Source organism: uncultured Psychroserpens sp. (assembly GCF_947501425.1).
Taxonomy (GTDB): domain Bacteria; phylum Bacteroidota; class Bacteroidia; order Flavobacteriales; family Flavobacteriaceae; genus Psychroserpens.
On the sequence record NZ_CANMVN010000002.1, the window covers coordinates 356,063 to 368,418 of the forward strand.

Consider the following 12,356-nt stretch of genomic DNA (forward strand, 5'->3'; position numbering starts at 1 on the left):
TATCGAAAACATTTTCGACCAAATCACAAAATTTTACACAGTCATTGAAAATAATCGTGTACTGGGTTGTTTGCGTTGAAGTAATACATCAAAGGCCATACACACATTCCTAACGTATGGCTGTCCCTTTGGTGTGACTTTAATGCCATGGGTTTGAAATGTCACCAAACCATCAGCTTCCATCTCTCTCAGTTTAAAAACGATATCTTTAAATTCTTCAATGTATAACGACTGATCATTCCAGCTTGTTTCAAAGTGACACATTAAATTCAAAATATGTTTCCTGACAATAAGATCTTCAGAATTTAAAATATGCCCACGATATACAGGGATGATATCTTGATCAACTAAATGGTAGTATTCTTCTATACCTTTCACATTTTGTGCAAACCCATACCAGCTATCACTAATAGAAGACACACCTAAGCCAATCATAGCTTGAGTTTTTGATGCTGTATAACCCATAAAATTTCTATGCAACTCATTAGCTTGCATGGCTTTGAAAAGTGAATCACCCTCTAATGCAAAATGATCCATTCCAATTTCATGATACCCTGCTTTACTCAGTAGTTTCTTTCCCAATTCGTATTGTGCTCGCTTAGATGCTCCTGAAGGAAGATCCTCATCCTTGTAACCACGCTGTCCATTTCCTTTAAGCCATGGCACATGTGCATAACTGTAAAAAGCAATACGATCTGGCATTAACGCCTTAGTAAGTTCTACAGTTTTGGCGACATGTTCCTCGGTTTGAAATGGTAGACCAAAAATAATATCGTGACCAATAGAAGTATATCCAATCTCCCGAGCAGTGAGTGTGGCTTGTTTTACATTCTCAAAAGGCTGAATACGATTGATTGCTTTTTGAACAGCTTCATTATAATCCTGAACGCCAAAACTCACACGAGTAAATCCAAGATTATATAGCGTTTCAAGATGAGCTCGGGTGGTATTATTTGGGTGACCTTCAAAGCTAAACTCGTAATCTTTTGCAAGATTAGCTCGTCGTAAAATACCTTTGATCAAAAATTCTAAATTCTCTGGAGAGAAAAAAGTTGGAGTTCCACCTCCAAGGTGAAGCTCTTTTATTATTGGTCGTCCTTTTAAAAGTTTACAATACAGACTCCACTCTTTCAATACTGCTCTAACATAGGGCTCTTCAACATCATGTCGTTTTGTGATACGTTTATTACATCCACAAAACGTACACATACGCTCACAAAATGGCAAATGAATATAAAGGCTTATACCTTCGGAAGCATTGCTTTCTTCAAAGGATTTAGATAGCGACGCTTTCCATTGTTTTAATGAAAACGATGCATCATCCCAATAAGGAACTGTTGGATAAGATGTATAACGTGGTCCTGCCACATTATATTTATTGACTAATGAACTGCACATACCTGATTAATTTTCACCAAAATTACTCGCTTTTGTTTGGATAAAATATGACTTAAGTCATATCTTGGAGATTCATTGATAAATCTATGTTTATGTTAAAAAGCGAGCCATTTGAAGTGACACTTGCTACCAAACAAAGTATAATTTTACCTGAAGCTATAGCTAAATTATTTACAGACAACAATCATAAAAGAGTCAAGGTTACGGCTTCTCATCAAGGAACATCTATATCCTATCATGCTGCATTACTTCCGAAGAAAAATGGATTAACAACCATGTACTTTAGTAATGAAAAACAAAAAACCTTAGGCATCTTCATGAATGATTACTTCAGCATACAACTTATTGAAGACCAGACAAAGTACGGTGTTGAAATGCCAGAAGAACTGGATGCGGTATTGATGAGTGATCACGAAGCGTTTTCTGTTTTTGAAAGCCTGACACCAGGTAGACAACGCAGTATCATCTATACCATTAAACGCTATAAATCCATACAGACCAGAGTAGATAAAGCGCTAATCCTTACCGAAAATCTAAAACGAGGGATTACAGATCCCAAATTGTGGCTCAAACAATTTTAGTGAATTTTAAACCAATTATTTTCTATCATTTCAAATAATGATTATCTTTCAACTCCAATAAAACTTAAAACAAAACCAATGAAACGTTCTATTTTATATATTTCAATTTTAGCCTTATGCTTAAGTGTATCATGTAAATCTGATAAAAAAGAAGATGCTACTGAAAACACCGAAACTACAACAACTGAGGTTGAGACTAAAGCTGAAGATAAATCAAGAGAAACAGCTAATCCAAAAGATGAGCCTGCATATTATGCCGACAAGAAAAAGGCAACCGTTACCTTAGACCCTAAAAGTAATAGTGGTGTAAGTGGAAGTGTTGTTTTTACTCAAGATCAAGGTGTAGTGACCATGATTGCTGTGTTAGATGGCTTGTCTCAAGGACAACATGCTATTCATATTCATGAAAAAGCAGATTGTACTTCAGACGACGGAAAATCTGCCGGCGGACATTGGAACCCTACAGGACAACCTCACGGAAAATGGGGAGATGAAGCTGGATATCATAAAGGTGATATAGGTAATGTAACTGCAGATGCCAATGGACATGCAACTATTACTATGATTACAGACCAATGGTGTATAGGTTGTGGTGATGAGACCAAAGATATTCTTGGAAAAGCCATCATCGTTCATCAAGGAGTAGATGATTTTAAATCACAACCATCAGGTGCTGCTGGTAGTCGTGTAAGCTGTGGTGGTATCATCCAGTAATTCAAAAAAAACTTAACAGAAAGGCTACCGTTGTGTAGCTTTTTATTTAATCTTTAGCACAAATCAAATTCTCTAGATGCAATTAGAAACGCTCATTTCCCAATTTCAAAACAAAGATGAAAAGGCTTTTGAGCAATTGTACCATATGTATAAAGAAAGTATGCATGGTGTCATCTATAACATTGTACGAGATCATGATATTGCTGAGGAAGTCATGCAAGATGTATTTATTAAAGCATGGAACAAAGCTAGTACCTATAACTCCAGTAAAGGTCGTTTTTTTACATGGCTTTTGAATATCGCCAGAAATGCTGCCATAGACAAAACACGATCTAAAGCTTTTAAAAATTCTGGTAAAAACCTCAATGCCGAATTTTTCGTAGATATCTTAGAAACCAGTGATAATTTGAATACTAAGACAGATGCCATTGGTGTTAAAGGATTCGTTAAGAAATTAGCTAAAACATGTATCGAAGTTATTGAGCTTCTTTATTTTAAAGGCTACACTCAAAAAGAAGCCTCGGAAACCTTAGATATGCCTCTAGGTACTATCAAGACAAGAAATAGAAATTGTATCAAAGAATTAAGACACATGTTGTTGGAATAAAATGGATATTAACGCTTACATAGAGTCAGGTATACTGGAATTGTATGTTTCAGGTCAACTTTCTGAAAAAGAAAATCAGGAGGTCTATGAATTGATGCGTCAACATCCTGAAATTTTACAAGAAGTATTGGAGATTGAAGCGGCTATGATAAAACTCGCTGAAGGCGTAGCTCCAAATACTCATACTGTGCTATTACAACGCATAAAAGATGAATTACAGTTTGACAATGACGACAATAAGGTTCTTACTATGCCTAAATCTAGAACCAATTGGTTTGCATACACTGGATGGGCAGCAGCTCTTATTGTTGGTGCTGGATTACTATGGACTCTAAATCAAAATCAACAACTGGAATCTCAGGTTTCTGATATGGATCTTGAAAATCTATATCTGGAGCAGCAGATAGAAAAAGCTAAAACCGATCTTGCAGTCAAAGAAAACTTATTGAATGTATTACGTGATCGGGATATTATTTCGGTACCATTAGGTGGTCAGGGTAATTTCACCGATAGTTACGCTAAGGTATATTGGAATAAAGCAGACAATAGTATTTATCTTGATGCTCAAGGTTTACCAGAAGCACCAGAAGGTAAAGTATGGCAAGTATGGTCTCTGACATTAAACCCATTAACACCAACTAGTTTAGGAACTATTGATAATTTTAATACTGACCAAAACAAAATTTTTAATATTGCTAACACCAATGAAAGTCAGGCCTTTGGTATCACTTTAGAGCCAGCTGGTGGAAGTGAATCTCCAACTATGGAACAACTTCATACACTAGGTGTTGTTGCTCAACCTTAAAAATAAAGTCAATAATTTATTATGAAGCGCCAGATGAATATTTGGTGCTTTTTTTATTTTGAAATTTACGTAGTACTACGTATGCATTCGTATTTGATATTGTCATAAATTTAAGGAAATCAATACCTAATGCCATGATATCCTTTTTAAAAAAATTACCAGTATCAATAAAAATATGTTTGATAGCTGTTATTGTGATAACAATAAATTGGATAATGTTTAACAGGTTTAAAGCATCGTTTGAGCTATTGAATAATGAAAATGTAGTAGCAATCAAACAAATAGACAAATCTCGGATTGACTTATTCGAGAAAACCGAGAATATCAATTTGAATATAGAACAGAAAGATATCTTAAGACAGAAGATTCACATTTTAAATCAGCAACGATACCAATACATGAACCTTATAAGTCTTCTTTACAAAAACTACTATGCCTTACTAAGTTTATTTCCTTACATCTCTGGTTTAACAGGTGTATTTGTATTTATCATACTACAAGATGGCTGGAAAAACACAAATATTTACATCAAATCTATATTTCTAATTTTAGCATTACTTACTGCTATTACTGGTATCTTTCCTGAGGTTTACCAACAAAAAGAAAACATTGATCGCTACTCCAGTCATTACACAAAATTCAGCAAAGTACAACGTGATATTTTTAATTACAATTTAACTTCACCATATACTAAGCTTGACGACACGCTAAGCTTTAATAAGTTTTTACTTAAAATCAATGCTCAGGAAAAAGAACTCATCGATTTACATTTTGGATTGGAAAAAAAGGAAATTTCAAAAGATGCTTTTGAAATAACTAAGTAATTAGATAAAAAAACACCCACTCTTGAAGAGCAGGTGTTTCCACTAACAAAAAAACTCTAAAAATATCATAGTGACCTATGATAATCAATCAAAAACTCAAATCAATTTCATGTTAGTGTTCACCAATCAACAACCCTAAAAATTATAACTTATACGTCCTTTGATAAAAAAGGGAGTTCCAGGTGTAAAATGTATTTCTTCCACACTCTGTGGTTCATTTTGTAATCTGGATTCTGTTGCAAACTGTGTTTCGTTCCATTCAACATCAAATAAATTTTCAATTTGTAAACCCAGTGTGATATTGTCGAAACTGTAATTGATATTGAAATCTGTTACAAAGTATCCTTCAGCAATTATACTATTGGTTTCATTGGCTGGTCTATCATCGATATATCTATATCGTATTCCTCCCGAAAATCCATCCAAATCTGAAACTGATAATCCTCCAGCTAATGTAAAGTCTGGTGCTAATGGAATGTAATTTTCTCCTTCTGCAGCTTCCAGGCTTCTTGCTCTGGTGTAAGTGGCATCTGTATCAAGATATAACCAATCATTCAGTTGGTAACGCAAGCCTAAATCAATACCATAACGCTCTGTTTCCCCACTTGGCTCAACAATTCCAGCATCTCCAACATAAACAAATTCCTGTTCTAAAAACAGATACCACAGAGCTGTATTAATGATAAATTTTTTATTAGGTTTCCATATCGAACCTACGTCAAGACCGTAAGCTCTGGGCAGTATATCTCGACCAGAATTATTGACAACAACTCTTGTATCATTGGAATGAAAACCAATACCTGATTTCATATAAAGTTGTAAATTATTTTGAACGTCATAAAAAACATTAAGTTTCGGACTAACGATAGTTTTAGTTTCCGATTGAACTGAATAGGCTGTTTGCAGCTTATCATTATACAGGAATTTAAAATAATCTAGTCGCAATGCTGGAGCAATCCGCAGTTTTCCAAAATCGAAAGTGGTATTGATAAACGCATCAATGTTAGTTTGATTGATATCTCCCAACTGAACATTTTCTAATGTCGTCTGACGGTTTAACGTTCTTGATAATTCAACATCATTAATAATATCATGTCGAAACTCAAGACCAGCATCAAAACTCACATTTGTATTTCCAAGATACATTGATTTTGAAAGCATAGTATTGACACCAAAAATATGTCGTTCCTCTTCTTGCTTTATTTGGTCTCCGTTTATAGGATCCTCTAAAAAGAAGGTAAAGTTTGAAAAGAGTTTAAAGTTATAGTTAGAGTAAAACGCATTGGTTTTTAATTGTGTATCATCTGACATATACTTACTGAACTCTACATTAAAGTTTGTACGCGATGTTTCTCCTCCTTCAGTATCGTCTATAGCACCAAATCGCGTTATATTTCCGTTATCAACTTCGCGTTGCGGTATTTGCCCTGAAGCATCCCAGCGACTTGTAAAATGAGAAGCTGATAGTGTTAACTTATCATTATCAGGTGAGAACATCACATACTTCCCAAATAGATTTAAACGGTTAAAGTTTTGCGGCGATTCAAAAGGTCCATCAGTAGCAATATACTCCATTGCTAAATAGGCATTTTGTCGTTTTGTGTTTTCAAGTAAATTGAACATTCCCAATGTTCTCAGTGAATTAAAATCACCCACGGAAAGACTAATCTGACTATCTTTTAAATAGTCTTTTGTAGAGAAGTCTACATAACCAGCAGTATTAAAATCTCCTTGCTGTCCATAATAGGGTCCTTTACCAAAATCAATTTTATTAATGGTCTCTGGAATCAAAAAATGTAAATCGCTATAACCTTGTCCATGAGCATGAGACACCATATTTACTGGCATACCATCTACCGAAATAGAAACGTCAGTTCCATGATCAACATCAAACCCTCTGAGAAATAATTGTTCTGCTTTACCTCCTCCTGCATGTTGTCCTATAATTAAACCAGGAACTTTACGAAGTATTTCCTGTGAAGAATTTACTGGTGTTGTGCTTAAATCTAGCTTTGAAATTGTATGTAATGCATTGAGTTCTTCAGTAATTACCAGTTCTTCCAATTGATAGGCTTGTTCTTCTAAAACAATAACAAACAATGCGTCAAAATATGAATCATTCAATACCAGTGCTTTTGTTTTATATCCTAAAAGTCTAACCCTAATAGAATCTCCAACTTTAGTTTCTTTAAGCGCAAAAACTCCATTATCTGAAGAGTGAGCATGACTTTCAGAATTTATATTATAAATGTAAGCAGCTTCAATAGGTTGATTAGATGCATCAATGACTTTACCTTTCAGTTCTTGTGAAAACAAGAAACCAGTACTAAGTACAAATAGTATGCATATTATAAGTTGTTGTCTCATAATTACAGATTATTTATTTCAACTTCCATAGTTGGTCCTAGCTCATAGATACTTGCCAGAAGCTCATCTTTAAGCGGCTTTATCTTTTCTGTTTCACCTGCTGCTTTATAGATCTCAGCTACGTGATATAAGATTGCAGGTTCAAAGGTTTTTTCAATAATGTGTTCTTCCGTAATCTGTAGTGCAGCATCTAAATTGCCGTTACTAAAATAAGCCCAAGCCAAAAGATCGTATGATTGAGGTGTTGGCCTGTTCTCTACTTCTGTTTGTGCAATTGCAATTGCCTCATCCAAATTTGAGTTTTTATCAGTGTACAACAGGACATTATAAGCATTATACATATCACCATAGGCTTCATTCTTTACAGCCATTTCGTATAGTTCTAATTGTTTTTCAGCAATGGCATCGTAGCCAGCATAATCGGCTATTTCTGATTTCAAAAGGTAGTAGTCTGGTGCTTGATAGTTCTCAGTCACTGCGTTTAAAATACGTAATGCTTCATTTGGGTTCTTTTCATATGAATAAACAATCCATGCAATTCCTTTCTTAGCATAGGCATCGTTAGGATCTAAGGTTAGGGCTTTTAAATAGTGTTGGTATGATTTTTCAATCTTTCCGGCATGACCGTAGAAATCAGCAATATTAGTGTAAGACCACTGTTTTAAGTCTTTAAGATTTGAAGCCTCTGCTATGACCATGGCTTGCTCCATATATTTGATAGCAGCATCGAGATTACCTTTATGGTCACTAAGTTTTGACAAACGAATGAGATAATCAAAATCACTAAAATTTTCGAAGTTATTCAAGTAAGTTTGAGCCTCATTATAGTTTCCTAATTCTAGATGAACATCAAATAACATTTTTTGAGTCATTTGCAGGTTTTCTCTCAATAGTTCAGCTTTTGTGAGTAATTCTAAAGCCTCTTTGAATCTGTGTTGTGAAATGTAGTTGTATGCTAAACTTCTTAGATAAGAAGGGTTTTCATACCTTGTAATTTCATTAACTTCCAGTAATTTTTGTTCAGCTTCAATAAGATAATTCACATCTCCTGTTGCCGAAAAATAATTAGTATAAGTAGATGCTAATTTTCCTAAGTAAGGAAACTGATCTGGAGATTCTTCTAATTTTTCAGACCAAAAGATTTTATTTTGTTCAGCTTGTTTCAGAGATTGGTTTTCCGAAGGATACAAAAAGACATTATAATCATTATGATCTGTGATTTGAGTAGTTGTAGACGTGCAATTTGTGACAAGAGCAACTATCAACACAACCATTAGGCATGTGTATTTAGAGTTCATTGTTGAGTGTGTTTTGAGTTTTTTAGAGTGATTTTATTAAAAACTCTGAAATGAGATGGACTAATCCCATTTCAGAGCTATAAGCGGTTTAGTGAGGTGTTGCCAAATAAGGGAATGATGTTAAGAACGGCTTATCATTTCCATCGACATTATCATCTGTTAATCCAGGATTTTCTGAACCATCTGGACCACCAAAAATGAGCAATAACTCTGTTGAGATAACATCATCAGCCAGCGCACGACCCGTTAATACATTGGTGCCATCAAAAAATGTAGTAGTACCATTTAAAGACACTGTCAATACATCTGTTGCCAAAGCTCCTGTAAATGTTGGTGCGTCAAATCCTAAAGCATTTGTTGTATATCCAGGATTTAAGGCTAATAATTTAGCTTCAAACTTGGTTTGAAATGCTGCATTTTGATCTGATGGTACAGTGGTGTTAAAACTATTTTTATCTGCCATATCTACAAAAACTGTATTAATTGCAGGTCGACCCATTTGATCTTGCTGAGTAAAAGTCCCTGTAAAGTTTGGCCCTGTTGGACCTGTTGGTCCGTTATCGTCATCGTTACTACAGTTGTATGCTGAAAAGGATACAAGCAGTGCGATGGCTATTAATTTTATATTATTAAGTTTCATAATGTTCTATTTAAAAGATTTATAATTATTGTTTTCTTTTTGATTCTACCCAAATGTTTACTGAATCACCTGTACCTACCATAGCTTTTGGAACTTCAACCACAACAGATAGTACATTTGTACCAGCAAAAGTGTCTGATCCAGGATCATTGAACATGGTTTCGTTTCCAGCGATAATTTCTCCATAACGTGCAAAATCCATAAAGAATGGATCATCACGAGGTCCAGCAAAAAAGCTCATTCCATTATTAGTCTCAACAATGGCATTTGCGCCATAAGATGTAATATCCACTTCGTTACGCATTGCTGTATCTGCTAAGATTGTACTATTTAAACCTGACTGCGAAGGTGCTGTTGGTCCAAAAAAGTACATCTTACCATCTCTTGGAATAGCTTGAATCACTAAATCTTCAATGGCATCGCCATCATTGTCAATATTGAATTCTAATAAGACGTTCTCATCAAATGATGCTCCAGCTGTACTTGCTGGACTTAGTAATCCTTGTAGATTCGCAACAAACACAATGTTGTCGGTGTTTTGACCTTGAAAGCCATAAATGTCAGTGATATCACTTGTACCACCAGCAACTGCAGGAGCATCAATATGATCTGCTGCGATTGCAAAAAAGCCAGCAATGGTCAACACTGCAGCTCCAATTAAAATTTTTGATTTTTTCATAATACTTTTGAGATTTTGTTAATTAATGTTTTGTCTCTGCTAACACTTACGCAAATATTAACATAGCGGTTTTGTTAAAATTTTGTTAACGTAATTAAAACGTCGATTTTCAAAAGAAAAAATTAACTTTGCATGTCTTTAAAAATGATGTAATGAACCCATCTACTAATGGTTGGATTGAAAAGTTTTGTTCTCAACTCTCTAAGAAAGGAGTTGCCTTTGAGACCTATGACCAACTGTATGATAATCTGAAGGATTTTGGATTTATCTACGGTGTAAATGTTAGAGTTACAGATAAAATTGAACAGATTCATAAATATTCTGAAGACGAACTAGCCAAGATGAATCTCATCACTGGTTTATACCATATTTACTTATTTCACCGACAAAAATTCAGTACTAACGTATTTATTAAAGATCTACTTAACTTCTATAAAATGTTGGAAGTTTCAGATTTGTCATTATGGGATAAGTTAGTGATTGGTAAAAGTGATAATTCCATGTTGGAACGCTTAATTCATGATCGAATTCAGATAGATGATAATTTACTGACCAGAAATTTCAACAAGTCAATTACAAACTCTTTACTTTTTGTTGATGTACTAACCTTTGACGAGTATCTTTCAAAAACTATAGATCCAAAATCATATGCTGCCAACCTAGAAAGCATTATAGTTGGAACCTTATACCAATCTTTAAATTCGAAAAGTAAGATTACTGATTACGATAAAGGGATTATTAATATCATTGAATCCTCAACTGCCTTTTTAGAGGAAGACACCACTGTAATTGAAGACCTCATCTACGATATTGATTACGATATTAACACTAATGAAAAAAAATATCTGATTGATCTCATGTGCTTATCCGTTTGGGATGATGAGATCTTGGAAAAATCGGAGTATCAGTTTTTAAAACAGTTGGCAAAACGATTGGATATAGATATTTCCGAAGTTAGAAGTTCTATCATGTGTGTGGCTAATTTTCATACAGAACATAAAAAAGAGGTCATGCTTTTTCAGCAAACCAATCCGATTAATAATTTTTATGAAAATTCTTCTCAATTGGTAAATAAGCTGATTAGGCGTAATAGTAAACGTTTGGTAAAAGAACTCAAACAGAGTAAAGATCTGATGCTACTGATAAGTAAATCTACCCATTCTGATCTTACGAAAGAAGAACAAAAACAAATGCAAAGTCAGTTGCTGGATATTTTAAAATCTATACCAAGCTTGGCTATTTTTATGCTACCTGGTGGTGCTATTTTACTACCAATTTTTGCAAAATTAATCCCAAACTTATTGCCTTCGTCTTTTGATGATAATCGTATTGAAAAGTAATTTTTTAAATAGTCTGATAAAAACGTAACTTTAGTTATCATAAAACGTCCTATAGTTGATGTTAAAATGTGAGAACTAAGATGACTAAACAAGTACTATTAAAACCACAGTTGATTGCGTTTTTAATTCCAACAATCCTTTTATTATCATTAGTTCTACTCATCAATTCAAGCCTCTTTACAGAACATCAAAGCAAGCTATCTACCTTCATTACCATTGACTTTATTATCACGATTCCACTAATCTATTTTCTACTCATTAGAAAAACAAAGATTTCAAATCTAACCATAGCGCCTTTTCTCATAGTATGTGTTGTGATTGCCTCATATACCATTCCAATGGCTAATCAGGATATACTGAATCTTGCAAAAACTTGGTTAATCCCAATTGTAGAATTGAGTGTACTAACATTTATCATTCTCAAAGTAAGAAAAGCTATTAAGGCATATAAAGAAGTTGCAACAACTCACAAAGATTTTTATAGCACACTTACAGAAACTTGTAAATCGATATTTCCAGATACTGCAGCTAAACTTGCGGCTAATGAAATTGCATTGATCTATTATGGATTTTTTAATTTCAAAACAATAAGCTTAAAGGCTAACGAATTTACCAACTATAATGGTTCAGGAATTTTGTCAACCTTAGGTGCTCTTATTTTGGTGGTTGGCATCGAAATGGTTACTATTCATTATTTGGCTTCTAAATGGAGTATTACCTTTGCCTGGATTATGACCGGATTGAGCATATACTCAGCGCTTCAACTCATTGGTATTATAAGATCTGTTCCTAAACGTCCAATTGTGATTAATAGTGATCATCTATTATTGCGATTTGGTATCTTGAGTGAGACAACCATTCCTTTAGATGTCATTGAAAGCATTCAATTGGCAGATTCATCAGATTTCAATAAAGAAAAAGGCACCAGAACATTATCGCTTTTGGGTGAGATGGAACATAGTAATATTATGATTCACTTAAAAACACCACAACATATTGAATTCATCTACGGAAAACCAAAACTTTATACTAAATTATTATGTTTTGTAGACGATAATCAACGATTTAAAACTGAAGTAGAGCAGCTGCTTTCAAATTAATGC

The 12,356-nt window shown here is 34.1% G+C and carries 12 protein-coding genes; 7 read left to right on the forward strand and 5 right to left on the reverse strand.

Going from position 1 to position 12,356, the window contains the following annotated elements; all coding sequences use genetic code 11:
* Nucleotides 1-33 precede the first annotated feature (33 nt).
* Nucleotides 34-1,398 carry an oxygen-independent coproporphyrinogen III oxidase gene (hemN, locus tag Q0951_RS04120; protein WP_299334607.1) on the reverse strand — a complete coding sequence of 455 codons (1,365 nt, stop codon included), beginning with the start codon at nt 1,396-1,398 and terminating at the stop codon, nt 34-36.
* Between the two features lie 92 nt (nt 1,399-1,490).
* On the opposite strand from hemN, the gene Q0951_RS04125 reads away from it, so the two are divergent.
* From Q0951_RS04125 to Q0951_RS04145, 5 genes are all read left to right on the forward strand, one after another.
* On the forward strand, nt 1,491-1,979 hold the full coding sequence (locus tag Q0951_RS04125) for a YdeI/OmpD-associated family protein (RefSeq protein ID WP_299334610.1): 489 nt from the start codon (nt 1,491-1,493) through the stop codon (nt 1,977-1,979).
* Between the two features lie 78 nt (nt 1,980-2,057).
* Nucleotides 2,058-2,693, forward strand: a complete 636-nt coding sequence (locus Q0951_RS04130; RefSeq protein WP_299334613.1) for a superoxide dismutase family protein — start codon at nt 2,058-2,060, stop codon at nt 2,691-2,693.
* A 76-nt stretch (nt 2,694-2,769) separates the two neighbouring features.
* Complete coding sequence (locus tag Q0951_RS04135; protein WP_299334615.1) at nt 2,770-3,300, forward strand: sigma-70 family RNA polymerase sigma factor; 531 nt, start codon at nt 2,770-2,772, stop codon at nt 3,298-3,300.
* Nucleotide 3,301: 1 nt separating this feature from the next.
* The gene (locus Q0951_RS04140) at nt 3,302-4,105 is read left to right on the forward strand and encodes an anti-sigma factor (protein WP_299334617.1); all 804 of its coding nucleotides are present in this window, start codon (nt 3,302-3,304) and stop codon (nt 4,103-4,105) included.
* A gap of 215 nt (nt 4,106-4,320) precedes the next feature.
* Nucleotides 4,321-4,929, forward strand: coding sequence for a hypothetical protein (locus tag Q0951_RS04145; RefSeq protein WP_299334619.1), 609 nt, complete (start codon nt 4,321-4,323; stop codon nt 4,927-4,929).
* Nucleotides 4,930-5,064: 135 nt separating this feature from the next.
* On the opposite strand, the gene Q0951_RS04150 is transcribed toward Q0951_RS04145, so the two are convergent.
* The 4 genes from Q0951_RS04150 to Q0951_RS04165 all read right to left on the reverse strand — a co-directional run bounded on the left by Q0951_RS04150 (nt 5,065) and on the right by Q0951_RS04165 (nt 9,913).
* On the reverse strand, nt 5,065-7,296 hold the full coding sequence (locus tag Q0951_RS04150; RefSeq protein ID WP_299334621.1) for a TonB-dependent receptor plug domain-containing protein: 2,232 nt from the start codon (nt 7,294-7,296) through the stop codon (nt 5,065-5,067).
* A 2-nt stretch (nt 7,297-7,298) separates the two neighbouring features.
* A complete protein-coding gene (locus Q0951_RS04155; RefSeq protein ID WP_299334623.1) occupies nt 7,299-8,594 on the reverse strand; it encodes a cell surface protein in 1,296 nt (431 codons plus the stop codon).
* Nucleotides 8,595-8,682: 88 nt separating this feature from the next.
* Nucleotides 8,683-9,234, reverse strand: a complete 552-nt coding sequence (locus Q0951_RS04160) for a DUF4331 family protein (protein WP_299334625.1) — start codon at nt 9,232-9,234, stop codon at nt 8,683-8,685.
* A 25-nt stretch (nt 9,235-9,259) separates the two neighbouring features.
* The gene (locus Q0951_RS04165; RefSeq protein WP_299334627.1) at nt 9,260-9,913 is read right to left on the reverse strand and encodes a DUF4331 family protein; all 654 of its coding nucleotides are present in this window, start codon (nt 9,911-9,913) and stop codon (nt 9,260-9,262) included.
* A gap of 152 nt (nt 9,914-10,065) precedes the next feature.
* On the opposite strand from Q0951_RS04165, the gene Q0951_RS04170 reads away from it, so the two are divergent.
* Both Q0951_RS04170 and Q0951_RS04175 read left to right on the forward strand, forming a co-directional pair.
* Nucleotides 10,066-11,253: an LETM1-related biofilm-associated protein gene (locus Q0951_RS04170; protein ID WP_299334629.1), complete on the forward strand. Its 1,188-nt coding sequence runs from the start codon at nt 10,066-10,068 to the stop codon at nt 11,251-11,253.
* 80 nt (nt 11,254-11,333) lie between these two features.
* Nucleotides 11,334-12,353, forward strand: coding sequence for a hypothetical protein (locus Q0951_RS04175; protein ID WP_299334631.1), 1,020 nt, complete (start codon nt 11,334-11,336; stop codon nt 12,351-12,353).
* Nucleotides 12,354-12,356 lie beyond the last annotated feature (3 nt).